Raw genomic sequence first — 15,788 nt, forward strand, 5'->3', positions numbered from 1 at the left:
GTCAATGGCACTTGAAGTAGTCGAAGGGTTCGCGGCAGGCCTTGCAGCGCCAGAGCGCCTTGCAGGAGGTCGAGCCGAATTCGGACAGCAGCTCAGTCTTGTCCGAGCCGCATTGCGGGCATGCGACAGTCTGTTCGCCGAACAGCGCGCGGCGCGAGTTTGAAGCTTGCGGCGGCGCGATGCCGTAGGCGCGCAGCTTCTTGCGTCCGTCCTCGGTCATCCAGTCCGTGGTCCAGGCCGGCGACAGCACGGTCCGCACCTTCGGACGATGGAAACCGGCGCGCTCCAGCGCGACCTCGATTTCGAGCGCGATCATGTTCATGGCCGGGCAACCCGAATAGGTCGGTGTGATCGCGACCTCGACATGATCACCGTCGAGAACGACGTCGCGCAGCACGCCGAGATCGGCAATGCTCAGCACCGGAATTTCCGGATCGACCACGCTTGCGGCGGCGTCCCGGGCGCGCTGGCGCAGCGCAGCGTCATCGGTCACCGTCACCATGTCAGCCCCGGAAAAGTCCGCTGCAGCGATTGCAGCTCCGACAGGAGGTGGCCGAGATGCTCGCTGTGGCGACCGGCGCGGCCGCCCTGCTGCATCCAGTCGTTCTGCGGCAGCGCGAGCGTTGCTTCACGCGTGACGTCCGAGAGCGTCGCCAGCCAGCGCCCGCGCAAGCTTGCGGGATCCACAGCAATGCCAGCATGGATCAGCGCGCGTTCGCCGTCGTCGACGGCAAACATCTCGCCGGTAAAGGCCCAGAGATGATCGATCGCTGCTTGCGTGCGCGTGTGGCTCTCCTCAGTGCCGTCGCCGAGCCGGATGATCCATTCCGAGGCATGGCGCAGATGGTAGGCGCTCTCCTTCTCCGATTTCGCAGCAATCGCAGCCAGCGTCCCATCGCGCGAATTCATCATCGCACGCCAATAGAGATCGGCGAAGGCGGAATAGAAGAATTGCCGCACCAAGGTCTGGGCAAAATCGCCGTTGGGCTGCTCGACTAGGAGAAGATTAAGGTACTGCCGCACGTCGCGCAGGTAAGCGAGCTTGTCCTCGTCGTTGTCCCTGCCTTCGACCTTGGCGGCAAAGGTGTAGAGCTCCCGCGCCTGGCCGATCAGGTCGAGCGCGATGTTGGAGAGCGCCATGTCCTCTTCCAGCATCGGCGCGTGCCCGCACCATTCCGACAGCCTGTGACCGAGGATCAGCGCATCGTCGGCGCGGCGCAGCGCGTAGAGCACCAGCGGGGTTTCGGAGACCTGGATGTTGGCGACCACCATCACATGTGCCCCACTTCATCCGGCACCTCGTAGAACGTCGGGTGCCGGTAGATCTTGGATTCCGCCGGCTCGAACATCATGCCCTTCTCGGCGGGATCGCTCGCGGTGATCGCGCTCGAGGGCACGACCCAGATCGACAGGCCCTCGCCGCGCCGGGTGTAGATGTCGCGGGCGGCCTGCAGCGCCATGGTCGCATCGCTCGCATGCAGCGATCCCACATGCTTGTGTGCGAGCCCGTTGCGGCTGCGAATGAAGACTTCCCACAGCGGCGTGTTCGGCGTGGCCATATCGGTCTCCTATTCGGCAGCCTGGGCGGTCTGACGCTGGGCGCGCTTGGCGGCATAGCTAGCTGCCGCCTCGCGCACCCAGGCGCCCTCCTCGTGCGCCTTGCGGCGCGCGGCCATGCGGTCGCGATTGCAGGGGCCGTTGCCGGCCAACACCTGCTTGAATTCGGTCCAGTCGATCTCGCTGTAGCGCCAGTGGCCGTCGGCGTCCTGCGTCATGCCGGGATCGGGAATGGTGAGGCCGAGATACTGCGCCTGCGGCACGGTGGCATCGACGAACTTCTGGCGCAGCTCGTCATTGGAGAAGCGCTTGATCTTCCACTTCGTCGAGGTGTCGCTGTGCTGGCTCTTCGCATCCGGCGGGCCGAACATCATCAGCACCGGCCACCACCAGCGGTTCAGCGCGTCCTGCGCCATCGCCTTCTGCTCCTCCGAGCCGCGGCACAGCGTCACCATGATCTCGTAACCCTGGCGCTGGTGGAAGGACTCCTCCTTGCAGACGCGGATCATCGCGCGCGCATAGGGCCCGTAGGAGCAGCGGCACAGCGGGATCTGGTTCATGATCGCAGCACCGTCGACCAGCCAGCCGATCGTGCCGATGTCGGCCCAGGTCAGCGTCGGATAGTTGAAGATCGAGGAATATTTGGCCTTGCCGGCGAGCATGGCGTCGACCAGCTCCTCGCGCGAGGACCCGAGCGTCTCGGCGGCGGCGTAGAGATAGAGGCCGTGGCCGCATTCATCCTGCACCTTGGCGAGCAGCGCGGCCTTGCGGCGCAAGGTCGGCGCGCGCGTGATCCAGTTGCCTTCGGGCAGCATGCCGACGATTTCGGAATGCGCGTGCTGGGAGATCTGGCGGGTGAGCGTCTTGCGATAGGCCGCCGGCATCCAGTCGTTCGGCTCGATGCGCTCCTCGGCATCGACGCGGGCCTGGAATTGCGCGGCTTTGCCTGCGTCCTCGAGATCGCGATCAGCGGTCTCGGCCGTGTTCAGCGCCTGGGTGTACATGCGCATCCTCCCGTTTATTGGGAGGGAATATATAACAAGATTTACATCATGCAAGATATTACTGTAACATAATGGTCAACCGCCGAACCTTCGTTCCAGCAGCTTTCGCGCGGCCGGCAACGGCCCTTTTTCATTGGTTCCATGGCTGTCGAGCCATTGTTCGGACGGAGCGAGCAGCGCGCGATAGATCTCGCCGCAGAGTTCGCGGGCCGCCCTGCCCGGCCAATCCGGCGGCAGCAGGCTCTCGGGCAGCAGCGGGTCGCGCAGCACGACGCGGCGGTAATGGTGGATCAAGAGGATCCGCGCGGTGAAGGCGTCGGCCTCGGACAGATCCGTGCCGCGCGCGATCGCAGCGCGCAGCGGCTCGAACGTCTTCATGAATTTCAGATAGGCATCGGCGGTGCGATCGAGCGGCCAGCTCGCGCTGAGCAGACGGCGGCCGCTGTCGTCTTCCGCCGAGACTTCGAGGCGGATCGCGCTCGCGGCCTCATCCGGCACCGGAACGCCCGATGGTGCGACCCATACGCCCGGCAGCGGGCTGCCGAAGCCGGCATTGCGGAGCGCTTCGCGCGAAGCGTCGCGATCCTCGCCATTGCCGATCAGCAGCAGTTCGAAGCGTCCGGTCCAGTCGGACGGCGGCGGATCGTAGATGTGGCGCGTCGCGGCCTCGAAGGTCTGGCGGCCCTTGTCGGCCAGGCGATAGAAACTGTTGCGGCCGACCTTCTCGCGCGTCAGCCAGCCATCGGCGGCAAGCCGCGACATCGCGGTGCGCACCACGCCGCTGTCGATGTCGAGGCTTTCGAAGAATTCCAGAAGCGTGCCGAGCCACACCGAGCCACCACGCGGCACGATGGCATCGCCGAACACGGTGATGACGATGGAGCCGGTGCGCGAGGGCTCGCGCTTGAGCTGGTCGATGATACGGGAAAGCGGATGCGCCATGCGGCAGGCTTAGCGCGTTTGGTGCAGGCGCGACAATGGAGGGGTCGACGCTTTCGCGGAGAGCTCTTGATCTTCCCTCTCCCCGTTCTTACAGGGAGAAGGAAGGGGTGAGGGGCTGCATCCTCAAAATCAGTGACAGACAGACTCGCGGAGAGCCCCCCTCACCCGCCACGCTTCGGACGATGCTCCGCATCGCTCGGCGCGTGGCGGCCTCTCCCCGCAGGCGGGGAGAGGCAAGACATCACCGATGCGGATCGGGATAGGCCAGGCTGCGCCAGCCGCTGCGATCGAACGGGCGCCATTGGCCTTCCTTCTGCGCGAGGCGATCGGCCACGGCATAGACCGCGGCGGGATGGTGCCCCATGCCGCAATGGCTGCTTTCGACCTCGATGCTCTCGGTCTGTGCGCCCGACTTTTCCATGCAGCCCTGCCAGGCGCAGACGCCGTCGCTGCGGCTGAAGATGGCGGTGGTCGGCACCGGCGGCGGCACGGCGAGCTCGCCGCCAAAACGCGGATCGACCTCGTCGGCCTTGCGCCCGCTCGCCCATTCATAGACGCGCCAGGCGTTGGTCGAGCGCGGATCGCCGGCGAAGGGGCTGCCGAGCGTGATCACCTGGCGCACGCGCTCCGGCATCATCTTGGCGAGCTGGCGCGCGTAGAGGCCGCCAAGGCTCCAGCCGACCAGGCTGATCTTGCGGCCGTGCGTGTCACTGAGCTCATGGACCAGATCGACCATGGCGTCCTGAACGCCATCGCGCAGGCCATAATTGCGCCCCTGGCGCCAGCCGCTCACCGCATAGCCCTTGCTCGTCAGAAACGCGCGCAGCGCACGTGTGGAGACATCGGAAGCCACAAGGCCCGGCAGCACCAGCACCGGATGCCCATCGCCGCGCGGCGCAAGGCTGAGCAGCGGCAGCGCGCCGAGGAATGCGCCGAACTCGTGGATCGCGCGCCCCTCCAGAAACATCAAGGTGCGGGACGGCGGGCGCAGCGTCTGGGCAGTTGCGGTCATCAATGTTTCCCCTGGGAAGAATTCCTGGAAAGGCCGCCGGCAGCGAGACCGGCAAATCGGCATGAATTCCAATGCACCGGCTTCTTGATCGTTCCGCAGCGCAACATGAATCAGCTAGGCGGCCGGTTCCCGACATTCAAGCGGGAGAGACGCGGGGCGACAATAGGTCCGCGCGTTAATGCTAACGGCCGTGACGCAAAAGTCACAACCATCGAAGCAGGGATTCTACGGTGTAGAGCGCGAGCCCGGCGAGCCCACCGATCAATGAGCCGTTGAAGCGGATGTATTGCAGGTCGCGGCCGATGTTGATTTCGATCAGCGAAATCAGCTGCGTCATATTCCACGCCTTGACCTGATCGGAGATGAAGGTCGAGACGCCGCTCTTCTGGTCCGCGACGAAGCTGCGTAGCACGGTGACGAGACCCTTGTTGATCTCGCCGCGCAGCTCGGCATCGCCGGCGAGCGCCTCGCCGGCCGAGACGAACATCCCGGCGAGATGATGTTGCAGCACCTGCGTCTCGCCGCTCGCGCTGCGCTCGATGAAGGAGCGCGTGTTGGCCCAGACGGTGCGGGCGAGATCGGCAAGCTCCGGCCGCGCCAGGAGATCGCGTTTCAGGCCGTCGATGCGGTCGATATACGCTTGATCGGTGCCGAGCCTGTCGACGAAGTTCAGCACCATGCGGTCGAACTCGCCGCGGAACGGATGTTTGGGATCGCTGCGCACTTCGTTGAAGAAGGCGGTGGCGGACGCCACGATCTTGTTCACCAGAAACTTGTCAGCGCGATAGAGCTTGAGCAGGGTCGGCAATTCCGCGCGCACCTTCTCGCGGATCATCGCCATCGTCTCTGTCTGATTCAAGGTCTCGTGCATCACGCGCAGCAGATCGTCGAACAGGATCTGGTGCCGTCCCTCCGCGACGAAGCCGCGCAGCGTGCCGGCCGCGAGCGGTGCGAGGTCGATCGCCTGGAGCTGCGAGGACATGCGGCGGACGATGAAGGTCATCAATCCGGAGCTTTCGGTCGCGGACACGGCTTCCGGCAACAGACGCAGCGTAAAGCGCGCGAGGTCGTCGCTGCGCTTGCGGTCACGCAGCCAGTCGGCGACGAAGGAGCCGAAATCGATTTCCTTCAGCTTGGCCTCGACCGGAGCCGCCTCGAGGAAATGCACCTGGATGAATTCGCCGAGCTTGTCGGCGATGCGGGCTTGGTTGCTCTGGATGATCGCGGTGTGCGGGATCGGCAGGCCGAGCGGGCGCTTGAACAGGGCCACCACGGCATACCAGTCGGCGAGCCCGCCGATCGTGGCAGCTTCCGCAAAGGCGGCAATGAAGCCGAACACGGGATGCACGGGCAGCAGCCACTTTGCGACGATGAACAGTGCCAGCGTCGAGGCCAGCACCAAAGTCGCCAGCGCCTTGACGCGGCGGAGCTCGGCCGCGCGTGCGGCATCGCCGGGGGCATCGAAGGAGAAGGTAACAGACGAGTCCATGACGGCATCACAGTACTCGTCATTGCGAGCGAAGCGAAGCAATCCAGAATCTTTCAGAGGAAAGACTCTGGATTGCTTCGTCGCAAGAGCGCCTCGCAATGACGGTGGCGCGAAAACAAAAGGCCCGCCGAAGCGGGCCTGAAATTCAGTTGTGCTCAGGCGCCAGATCAGGCGGTCTTGCTGTAGACCTTGGCGAAATTGTCCTGAGCGGACTTCGCACCGTTGGCGGCGAGCTTCCCGAGATAGTCGGCGGTCGCCTTGGCGCGCGAGACGAACACTTCGCCGCGGGAGCGGAGCAGGCTCGACTGGATCTCGACGGCTTCGCTGACCGACTTGGCCGACGCGAGCTTGTCGATGCCCGAGAAGAACGCCTCGGCGTCCTCGTAGATCGCCTGCTGGATGTTGCGGCTGATCTTGCCGGCCTCGGTGATGGACTCGGTCACCGCGTTCTCGACGGCGGCGGTCACTCGCTCGGAGCCAGCGAACACCTCGGCAGCACGGTCCTTGGCGGTGTTGGCAGTCTTCTTGACGAATTCGCGGGCGGCCTCGGGAACTTCCAGGTTCTGGATGTTCTTGAAAGCGTCCTTGAAGCCCTCGAAAGCGGTATTGGTTTCAGTGGTCATGGGGTTCTCTCCATCCTCAATGGTTTGAGCTATGGGCTCACCCCGTCCTCGATGGCCCGGGGCACGGCTTATATGCCACGGTTAATTGTGCGATGCAATATTCGTATTGCACTGCGATATCACGAAATCGTGATCAGCCTCATCTGAAGGCAGATGGCTGCCTTCCTAGCCAGCCGCCTACTGTGCATGGGGTTGTTTTTCGAGTTTTTGATTGCAGGGTGGCGCTCCCTTAGTGTTGGGACGGCGCCTTCTAGTGTTGGACGGCGCCTTCTAGTGCTGGACGGCGCCAGGCAGGCCGTAGGCCTCCATCTGAGCCTGGACCTGCGCGATGTTATGGCCGAGCACGACGATGTCGTGGGTTTTGCCGTCGACGTCCCGGACATGGTCCCGCAGCAGGGCCTCAGCCTTGAAGCCGAGGCTCTCGAAGAGGGCGATCGCTGCCTGCTGATCCACCGTCATCTGGACCGAGAGCTTTTCCAGGCCCGCTCCGAGCGCGAGCGCAAAGGTCTCCTGCGACAGCGCCTTGCCCACGCCCTTGCCGCGGACCTCGGGCGAAACCACCATCCGGATCTCACCGACATGAGGCGACCAGGAATGGGGATCGCGCACCAGCGTGCCGCAACCAACGACCCTGCCCTCTCTCACCGCGAGCAGGCTCTGAATAGCTCCGCGCTCGATTTCCTTGACCCAGGCCGACAGCACCTTCGGCTCGCTGATGTTGCGTGGCAGGAACAACAGGTCATGGGTCGGCAGGCCCTTGCCAAAAGCCAGCACCGCGGCCTCGTCGGCGGGCGACATCAGGCGGATCTCGATAGCGCCGGCGTCGGTTGTGACGTGGCGCGGATAGGAACGCTGCTCGCTCATGTCGATCTCTTTCCCAGCCAGGAATCCAGTTTCGGCCACAGCCGCTTCACCGCGTTGGCGCCGGCGACGAGCGAGACGTGACCGCCCTTCAGGATCACCTCTTCCTTGTCGGTCGAGCCGATCTTGGCGATCAGGTGCTTGGCGGCCTCATAGGGCACGATGTGATCGTGCTCGGCGACCGCGTGCAGGATCGGCACCGTGATGTTCTCGAGCTTCGCCGGCCGGCCGCCGACCGACATGGTGCCGTCGAACAGCTTGTTGTCCCACATCAGGTCCTTGGTGATGGCGCGGAAATATTCCCCGGCGAGCGGCAGCGTGTCGGTCGCCCAGCGGTCGAACATGCGGTACGACTTCACGAACTCGTCGTTCCAGATGTTCTCCCAGAGCTGGATCTGACTCACCGTACGCGAGGCCGGCCGCAGCATCTCGAACGAGGACAGGATCATCTCCGGCGGCACGTTGCCGACGCTGTCGACGAGGTGGTCGACGTCGAAATAGCGGCGGTCGGAGAAGTTCGAGAACAGCTTCATCTCCCGGAAGTCGATCGGCGTGGTGAAGCAGATCAGGTTCTTCATCGGCCCGTCCTTGTGGATCGAGCCGTAGAGCAGCGACAGCACGCCGCCAAAGCAATAGCCGATGACGGAGACGTCCTGCTCGCCGGAGTCGGCTTGCACGCGGCGGACGCAGTCCGGAATGAAGTCGAGGACATAGTCCTCCATGCGCAGGCTCTTCTCCTCCGGCCTCGGCGCGCTCCAGTCCAGCATGTAGACATCGTAGCCGCGTTTCAGCAGGAACTCGATGAAGCTCTGGCCGGGCACGAGATCGAGGATGTAGCCGCGATTGGTGGTTGCCATCACGATCAGCACCGGCACGCGGTAGATCTCGTCCGACATCGGCCGGTAGTGATAGAGGCTCATGGTCCCGCGCGAGTGCAGCACGTCCTTTGGCGTCGAGCCGAGCGAGGGGCCTGAGCTCGAGAAGTATTCAACGCCCTTGATGCTGCGCTGAATCGCGCGCTGCACCTCGGACTGGATGCGCTCCGGGATCGAGGCAAGATCAAGTCCCGCCGGCGCGTTCATTTTTGGTCTCCGCCTTCGGACGGCGGACGCTTGGTTCGCGGTGGCCGCGGCGCGGCGCCGGGTTGCGGCGCGCCCGAAGTGGCCGACATCTGGCTCAGCATCGACTTGATCTCGCCGAGCTGGCCTTCGATCGACTGGAGCCGTTCCGCGATGCCGGTCATCTGCTCGCGGCTCGGCAGGTTCATCGAGATCAGGTACCTCTCCATGAGATCGCCGAATTGCTTCTGAGCACCTGCAGCAACGCCGCCGGCGCGGTTCATGGCCTGCGAGAATTCGGGCGTCTCCATCGCCTTGGTCGCGAAGGAGTTGAAACCCTTCTCCATTTCGCCAACCATCTTCTGCCACAAGGCGACCGGATCGGTGATCTTGTCGGTCATCGGCGTCCTCCCAATGCGGAGGGCTTTGCACCCTTCTTGTCCCGCCATACCACACCGTTGCGCGGTGCCGGTCAACCGGCAAGCAACCGACGCAACGTCGGAGACGCGGCTTCTTCGTGGAATGAAACCGTGCGATACAGCGTCGGTCAGCAGGAGGAACCCGTGACCGCCCATCAACCGCCCCAGACCGTCCGCGCCAACGGCATCGACATCTGCTACGAGATCTTCGGCAACGACAATGCCGAGCCGCTGCTGCTGATCATGGGCCTCGGGGCGCAGATGATCCATTGGGACGATGCGTTCTGCGAGCAGCTCGCCGCGCGCGGCTTCCGCGTGATCCGTTTCGACAACCGTGACATCGGCAAGTCGAGCCATCTCACCGGCGGCAAGCGGCTGACGCCGTTCGAGCTGCTGAAGTTGCGCTTGTTGCGGATCCCGGTGGCCGCAACCTACAAGCTGATCGACATGGCAAAGGACACGGTCGGGCTGATGGATGCGCTCGGCATCAAGTCGGCGCATCTCGTCGGAGCGTCTATGGGCGGCATGATCGCGCAGGAGGTGACGCTGTCGTTTCCGCACCGCGTGCGCTCGCTGACCTCGATCATGTCGACGACGGGCAATCCGCGCGTGCCGCCCCCGACCCGCGAGGCCGCCGCGGTGCTGATGGCGCCGCCGCCGCGCAGCAAGGAGGAGTTCATCGACCGCTACGGCCAGACCTGGAAGGTGCTGCGCGCCGGGCATTTCCCGGAAGAGGAAGCGCTCGACCCTGGCCGCGCCGAGCGCGTGTTTGCACGCGGGCTCAATCCGGCCGGCGTCGGCCGCCAGCTCCGCGCCGTGCTTGCCTCCGGCAGCCGCAAGGAACGGCTGCACGCCGTGAAGGCTCCGACGCTCGTGATCCACGGCACCGTCGATCCGTTGGTCCGCCCCGAAGGCGGCAAGGACACGGCCGCGTCGATCCCGAACGCAAAGCTGCTGATGATCGAGGGCATGGGCCACGCGCTGCCGATGCGCTTCTGGCCGGAAATCATCGACGCGATCGACAAGCACGCGCATGGCGCGGCGGCGCAGGCGGCTTAGGCCGGCCGGTCTCCTCTCGGTGACCATGTGAGCTGCCGGTGCCTGTCTTAACGGGAGTTCCTATGAAGGCTATACAGGCCGTCTCAGACGCCAAACAGAGGCTGCGGCCTCTCGGAGCTCACATGCATTTCATCATCCGATCCGCGGCAATGGCCGCTTCCATTCTCATGTTGTTTCTCGCTGGCGACGCCGCGATGGCCGCCAGCGCGCAGGAAGAAGCCAACCGCCAAACCGTACTGGCCTTCTATGAGAAGGGCCTCAACCAGAAGGACGCCGACGCCGCCCTCGCCTATGTCGGCAACCGTTACGTCCAGCACAATCCAACCGCTCCCGATGGCCCCGACGGCTTCCGGAAATTCGTCGGCTTCCTGCGCGAGAAGTTTCCGAACTCGCGCAGCGAGATCAAGCGCAGCTTCGCGGAGGGCGACTTCGTCATCCTGCACGTTCATTCGGTTCGCGAGCCCGGCACAAGGGGCCGCGCGATCGTGGACATCTTCAAGCTGGAGAACGGCAAGATCGTCGAGCATTGGGACGTCATTCAGGAGATTCCGGAAAATCCCGCGAACGACAACACGATGTTCTAGCCTCGAGGCGCGCCTAGCCTTTCCGCGCGATCCAGATCACGTGGCGGGCGCCGCCGCCCCTGCCGGTGGCGCGAACGTTGACTTCGTTGACGTCGAAGCCTACGCGCTTGAGACGCCCTGTGAACGGCGGATTGGGTCCAGACGACCAGACGGCCAGCACGCCTCCCGGCCGCAGCGCCGTCTTCGCAACCTGCAGCCCGCTCGCATCGTAGAGCGCGTCATTGCCCTTCCGAGTCAGCCCTTCGGGCCCGTTGTCCACGTCGAGCAGGATGGCGTCGAAGGCCGAACGCTTCGCCCGGATGATTTCACCGACATCGATCTCGCGAATGCTCACCCTGGCATCATCGAGACTATCGCCGAAGACCTCCGCCATCGGGCCTCGTGCCCAGGCGACCACCGACGGCACCAACTCGGAGACCACGATCTTCGCTTGGGGTCCGAGCACGGCCAGCGCCGCGCGTAGCGTAAAACCCATGCCGAGACCGCCGATGAGAACGACGGGCTTTGCGACTTTCTCAATCTGCTTCGCGGCAAGGGTTGCGAGCGCTGCTTCCGACCCCGACAGGCGGCTGTTCATCAACTCGTTGGTGCCGAGCTTGATGGAGAACTCCTTGCCCCGCCGCATCAGGCGGAGCTCCTCGTCGGAACCGGGGATTTTGGCGGTGTCAATCTTTTCCCAGGGAATCATGGGCGACGTTTAGCACGATTTGGCTCGTAGCCCGGATGGAGCGAAGCGCAATCCGGGAAACACTCTCGTGAGAAAGATCGCCCCGGATTTCGCTGCGCTCCATCCGGGCTACAGACCACGTCTCGCGCTACCCGCCCGCCCAGACGTCCAGCACATACCGGTTGTTCGCGCCCATCTCCTCGATCCAGCGCGCGCTTGCCGCAGCATCGCTGCCGCTCTTCTCGCGGTGGATCGCGACCAGCGCAGCCTTCACGTCCGGCTCCATCTTCGCGCCATCGCCGCAAACATAGACGATCGCGCCCCGCTCGATCAGCGGCCAGACCTTGTCCTTCTGCGCCGCGATCACGTGCTGCACATAGGTCTTCGGCCCGTCCGCGCGCGAGAACGCCGTGAACAGCTCGGTGATGCCGCTCGCCGCCAGCGCCTTCAGCTCTTCCGCGTAAAGAAAATCCTGGTCGGGATGGCGGCAGCCGAAGAACAGCATGGCCGGGCCGAGCGCGGCCCCTTTCGCCTTGCGCGCGGCGCGCTCCTGGAGGAAGCCGCGGAACGGCGCAAGTCCCGTGCCCGGACCGATCATGATGAGCGGCACGGATGGATCATCCGGCAGGCAGAAGCCCGCCTTGGTCTCGCGCACGGTTGCGTAGATCGTATCGCCCGCCCGCCGATTGGCGAGATAGTTCGAGCAGATACCCTTGTAGGTGCCGCGGCCGGAGGCGGCCGGACCTTCGACCACGCCGACCGTGACGCTGCAACGCGCCGGGTCGACCGACGGCGAGGACGAGATCGAGTAATAGCGCGGCGCCAGCAGCGAGAGCATCTCGAGATAGACGTGGAACGGTAGTTCGCAAGCCGGATATTCGAGCAGCAGGTCGAACACCGATTTGCGCTTGGCGAGGATCTCGGAGCGATAGCGCTCGAGCGGTTCCGCCTCCTCCCCGACGAAGGCCAGCAGCTTCGGCTTGGTGAGGGGGCAGCGGGTGTGCTCGGCCATGATCTGGATCTGCTTGCGCGTCGCGAGCTGCTGCAGCTCGACGAACTCGCTGAGCAGGCGGCCGACCGACACGGCAGCGCCGACCGGCAATTGCGCGCGCCGGCCTTCGGCCACCTGGAGCCTGATCTGATCGGCCGGCAAAAAGCCGAAGCGGCGGGCAACCGAATCAACCAGCGTAGGATCGTTGCGCGGAACGACGCTGAGGTGATCGCCGACGCGATAGCTGAGGTTGGCCGGCAGCTGCACCTCGATGTGGCGCGTCGAGCGCTCGGAAGGATTCGCGCCGGACTTGTTCTGGAGCTCGTCATTGACCAGCACCTTCATCGCCACTGCACCGCCCTGGGCGACGATGGTGTTGACGGCGGTCACCGCGACAGGCTCGATCGCATAGAGCGGATCGTCCTCGGCGGTGCGGGTGAAATTCCAGTCGATGCCGAACTCCTTGGTCGCGACTTGCGCGGCGGCGGGGAACCATTTCTGGAACTGGCCGTCGAGATCGCTGCGCGCATCGCCCTCGCCGCGCGGATAGACCGCGCGCGCACCATGCTTCGACAATTGCTCGTCGATGAAGCGCGGCACCGATTGATAGGTCGCGGCCCAGTCGCTGTTGCCGCAGCCGAACACGGCGTAGCGCACACCGGCGAAGGCATCCCTCGGCAGATCCTCACCGAGCCATTTGACGAACTGCGTCGCATTGTCCGGCGGCGCGCCGTTATAGGAGGCGCAGATGATCAGCACCCCGCCCTGCTGCGGCAGCTTGCCGACATAGTCGTCGAGCGGGCCGAGATGCACGGCAAAACCGTTGATCTCGGCAAGATCGGCCATGCGCGTTGCGAGCTCCTCGGCGGTGCCGAGATTGGAGCCGTAGAGCACCAGCATCGGCGTGTTGTGGCCGGGCCGCGTGGTGGGCTGACGCTGCGCCTTTGGTGCCGAGGACGCAGCCGCAACGGGCCCGCCATAGGCGCCGCGCTCGCGATCGGCACGCGGCCGCACCTTGATCTTGAAGCCTTCCGGCTTGATGGTCAGCGTCTCCTTCAGGTGCATCTGGTAGCGCTGGTGGTCGATCAGCTTGAAGCGCTGCAGGATCATGCCGAGCGCGAGCGCTGCCTCGTGCATGGCGAAGCCGCGGCCGATGCAGGCACGCTGGCCGTTGCCGAACGGCTTCCAGGCATTGATCGGCCGTTTTGCCTCCGCCTCGCGGCTGAAATTCTCGGGGTCGAACGCGTCGGGGTTGGGACCCCACACGCTTGGATCACGATGCAGCGCCGTCACCAGAATGGTGACGAACGTTCCTTTCCTGAGCTTGTACTTGCCGCCGCCGATCGCCTCGTCGTTCAGCGGCGAGATGCCGTAGGCCGGCGCCGGCGGCCACAGCCGCAACGACTCCTTGAGGATCTGCGTGATGTAGGTGAGCTGCGTCACCTGCTGATAGGTCGGCTTGGCGTTGACGTCGGGGCCGAAGACGCGATCGACCTCGTCATAGGCCTTCTTGAGAATCTCCGGGTGCTTGAGCAGCGCGTAGAGCGTGTAGGACAACAGACCGCTGGTGGTCTCGTGCCCTGCGATCAGGAAGGTGTTGATCTGATAGCGGATATTGACGTCGTCGAGCTGCTCGCCGGTGGAGCGGTCGACGCCGGTCATCATCGCGGCGAGCATGTCCTTCTTGTCGTCGATGCCTTCCGCGCTCTTGCGCCGCTCGGCGATGATCTCGTCGACCATCTTGTTCATGAAGGCGACGTCTTCGGCCAACGTCTTGCGCCGCTTCTGCATCCAGAGCTGCTCGAACGGCAGGCCGCGCGTCATCATGATGGTTTCGAGCGAGCGCACCAACGACTCGACGAAGGGATGGTAGTCGCGCCGGTAGAACGAGTTGAAGCGGTAGTCAAAGCCGCACAGGCCGATCGTATCCAACGTCAGCGCGGTCATGTCGTGAACGACGTCAATCTCGTCGTCGGCGTTGAGCCGCTCCCATTTCTGGACGAGCTGCTCGGCGATATCGACCATGCTCGGGTGATAGGACTGCATGGCGCGGTTGCCGAACGGTTGCAGCAGAATGTTGTGCGCCTTGCTCCAGTTCGGCTCACGGGTGTCGGCGGTGAAGAGGCCGTCGCCGCCGACCGCACGCACGCGCCGCAGCGCGCCGCGCACCGTCTTGTCGAACCGCTTCTCGTCCGAGAGCTCGTCGACGAGATCGTGGCCGGAGACGACGACGATCGGCGAGCCCATCATGTCGAGCCAGAAGATCGGACCGAGCTCCTTGGCAAGCCGCGTCAGGTGCTGCACGGGAGCGGCCGCGTCCAGCGACAGCATGTTGCCGACTACCGGCTTGGTCGCCGGCTGCGGGATCGGGTCCAGACGGTTCTTGGATGACATCGAAATGTAGTCCCCCTGCCTCAATGTCGTCATTGCGAGCGAAGCGAAGAAATCCGGAAATATATCCGCGGAGGCAGTCTGGATTGCTTCGTCGCTTCGCTCCTCGCAATGACGAGTTCACAATGACGAGCGCTAGCCAAACCGCCTTCTGCGCCATTCGATCAGCTTGGCGCTGACCTCTTCCGGCTTCTCCTGCTGCGTCCAATGGCCGCTGTCCTTCACCAGATACTTCTCGAGGTCATCGACCAGCTTCTCCATGCCGTCGGCCGCCGAGGGCGGCAGCACGGCATCGTTCTCGGCCATGATCATCAACGAGGGCACGTGGATGTGGTGGTCCAGCCCTTTCGCGCGCTCCCAGTTGCGGGTGAAGTTGCGGTACCAGTTGATGCCGCCGGTGAAGCCGGTCTTCGTGAACGTGTCGACGAACACCTTCTTCTCGTCAGCCGACAGGATCGGCGTGCGCGGATCATGTCTGGCGTCGTAATTCGCGATCATCTGCGGGAACGCCAGGTTGATGCGCGGCGAAGCACCAATGCCAGCAATCGGCTGTTCCTGAGGCGCACCCGGAGGGCGCGCGGCCGGCTTGCGCATGAAGGCGTCAAAGGTCTGCTCGACACGGCTGCTGAATATTTTGTCCGGTCCGCGCGCGGGGTCCTGGAACTGGACGATGTACATCTGGTCGCCGAAACGCTGGCGGAACAGCGCGATCGGGTCGATCGGCGCGCGGTCCCAATGCGGGGTGTTGACGCCGACGACGCCGGCGACGCGCGTGGGATGCCGCAGCGGCATCTGCCAGACGACGAAGCCGCCCCAGTCGTGACCGACGAAAATCGCCTTGTCGATCCCGAGATGATCGAGCAGACCGACGAGATCGCCGGTCAAGTGCTCCATGTCATAGGCTTCGACCGGCTCGGGCCGGTCGGTCGCGCCGTAGCCGCGCTGGTCGGGCGCGATCACCCGGATGCCGGCCGCGCTCAGGGCCTTGATCTGGTGGCGCCAGGAGAAGGCGAGTTCGGGCCAGCCGTGGCACAGCACGACCGGCGGCTTGTCGTCGGCCGGGCCCGCCTCGTAGAAGCCCATGCGGATTCCGTTCGTCGTCGCGAACTTGAGCTGCGGCATTTCAATCAT

Annotated in this window: 16 protein-coding genes; 2 read left to right on the plus strand and 14 right to left on the minus strand. The window is 64.5% G+C overall.

The window, feature by feature from the left end; translation table 11 throughout:
• Position 1 precedes the first annotated feature (1 nt).
• The 11 genes from paaD to ACM43_RS31615 all read right to left on the minus strand — a co-directional run bounded on the left by paaD (position 2) and on the right by ACM43_RS31615 (position 8,947).
• Entirely contained in the window at positions 2 to 502 is a 501-nt protein-coding gene (gene paaD / locus ACM43_RS31565; protein ID WP_271545361.1) for a 1,2-phenylacetyl-CoA epoxidase subunit PaaD, read from the minus strand.
• Positions 496 to 1,272 carry a 1,2-phenylacetyl-CoA epoxidase subunit PaaC gene (paaC, locus tag ACM43_RS31570; protein ID WP_271545362.1) on the minus strand — a complete coding sequence of 259 codons (777 nt, stop codon included), beginning with the start codon at positions 1,270 to 1,272 and terminating at the stop codon, positions 496 to 498. The genes paaD and paaC overlap by 7 nt, the downstream gene beginning before the upstream one ends.
• A complete protein-coding gene (gene paaB / locus ACM43_RS31575) occupies positions 1,272 to 1,559 on the minus strand; it encodes a 1,2-phenylacetyl-CoA epoxidase subunit PaaB (protein WP_109144501.1) in 288 nt (95 codons plus the stop codon). Before paaB ends, paaC begins: the two co-directional genes overlap by 1 nt.
• A 9-nt stretch (positions 1,560 to 1,568) precedes the next feature.
• Positions 1,569 to 2,561 (minus strand): 1,2-phenylacetyl-CoA epoxidase subunit PaaA, encoded by a 993-nt coding sequence (gene paaA / locus ACM43_RS31580; protein WP_271545363.1) that lies wholly within the window; start codon positions 2,559 to 2,561, stop codon positions 1,569 to 1,571.
• A gap of 75 nt (positions 2,562 to 2,636) precedes the next feature.
• Entirely contained in the window at positions 2,637 to 3,503 is an 867-nt protein-coding gene (gene paaX / locus ACM43_RS31585; protein WP_271545364.1) for a phenylacetic acid degradation operon negative regulatory protein PaaX, read from the minus strand.
• A 241-nt stretch (positions 3,504 to 3,744) separates the two neighbouring features.
• Positions 3,745 to 4,515, minus strand: coding sequence for an esterase/lipase family protein (locus ACM43_RS31590; RefSeq protein ID WP_271545365.1), 771 nt, complete (start codon positions 4,513 to 4,515; stop codon positions 3,745 to 3,747).
• 202 nt (positions 4,516 to 4,717) lie between these two features.
• Positions 4,718 to 6,004, minus strand: coding sequence for a DUF445 domain-containing protein (locus ACM43_RS31595; RefSeq protein WP_271545366.1), 1,287 nt, complete (start codon positions 6,002 to 6,004; stop codon positions 4,718 to 4,720).
• Positions 6,005 to 6,171: 167 nt separating this feature from the next.
• Positions 6,172 to 6,627, minus strand: a complete 456-nt coding sequence (locus tag ACM43_RS31600; protein ID WP_036004804.1) for a phasin — start codon at positions 6,625 to 6,627, stop codon at positions 6,172 to 6,174.
• A gap of 270 nt (positions 6,628 to 6,897) precedes the next feature.
• Complete coding sequence (locus ACM43_RS31605; RefSeq protein WP_157281140.1) at positions 6,898 to 7,491, minus strand: GNAT family N-acetyltransferase; 594 nt, start codon at positions 7,489 to 7,491, stop codon at positions 6,898 to 6,900.
• Complete coding sequence (locus tag ACM43_RS31610; RefSeq protein WP_271545367.1) at positions 7,488 to 8,570, minus strand: PHA/PHB synthase family protein; 1,083 nt, start codon at positions 8,568 to 8,570, stop codon at positions 7,488 to 7,490. The genes ACM43_RS31605 and ACM43_RS31610 overlap by 4 nt, the downstream gene beginning before the upstream one ends.
• Positions 8,567 to 8,947 carry a hypothetical protein gene (locus ACM43_RS31615; RefSeq protein ID WP_036004795.1) on the minus strand — a complete coding sequence of 127 codons (381 nt, stop codon included), beginning with the start codon at positions 8,945 to 8,947 and terminating at the stop codon, positions 8,567 to 8,569. The genes ACM43_RS31610 and ACM43_RS31615 overlap by 4 nt, the downstream gene beginning before the upstream one ends.
• Before the next feature lie 162 nt (positions 8,948 to 9,109).
• Between ACM43_RS31615 and ACM43_RS31620 the strand changes: the two genes are divergently transcribed.
• Positions 9,110 to 10,024, plus strand: coding sequence for an alpha/beta fold hydrolase (locus ACM43_RS31620; protein WP_271545368.1), 915 nt, complete (start codon positions 9,110 to 9,112; stop codon positions 10,022 to 10,024).
• Positions 10,025 to 10,146: 122 nt separating this feature from the next.
• Positions 10,147 to 10,608, plus strand: a complete 462-nt coding sequence (locus ACM43_RS31625) for a nuclear transport factor 2 family protein (RefSeq protein ID WP_271545369.1) — start codon at positions 10,147 to 10,149, stop codon at positions 10,606 to 10,608.
• 13 nt (positions 10,609 to 10,621) lie between these two features.
• Here the strand turns inward: ACM43_RS31625 and ACM43_RS31630 are convergent, their stop codons facing one another.
• From ACM43_RS31630 to ACM43_RS31640, 3 genes are all read right to left on the minus strand, one after another.
• Positions 10,622 to 11,296, minus strand: a complete 675-nt coding sequence (locus tag ACM43_RS31630) for a spermidine synthase (RefSeq protein ID WP_271545370.1) — start codon at positions 11,294 to 11,296, stop codon at positions 10,622 to 10,624.
• Positions 11,297 to 11,423: 127 nt separating this feature from the next.
• Positions 11,424 to 14,660, minus strand: a complete 3,237-nt coding sequence (locus ACM43_RS31635; protein ID WP_271545371.1) for a bifunctional cytochrome P450/NADPH--P450 reductase — start codon at positions 14,658 to 14,660, stop codon at positions 11,424 to 11,426.
• A gap of 132 nt (positions 14,661 to 14,792) precedes the next feature.
• Positions 14,793 to 15,788: an alpha/beta fold hydrolase gene (locus ACM43_RS31640; protein ID WP_271545372.1), complete on the minus strand. Its 996-nt coding sequence runs from the start codon at positions 15,786 to 15,788 to the stop codon at positions 14,793 to 14,795.

The organism is Bradyrhizobium sp. CCBAU 45321 (assembly GCF_028128975.1).
Classification (GTDB): Bacteria; Pseudomonadota; Alphaproteobacteria; order Rhizobiales; family Xanthobacteraceae; genus Bradyrhizobium; species Bradyrhizobium yuanmingense.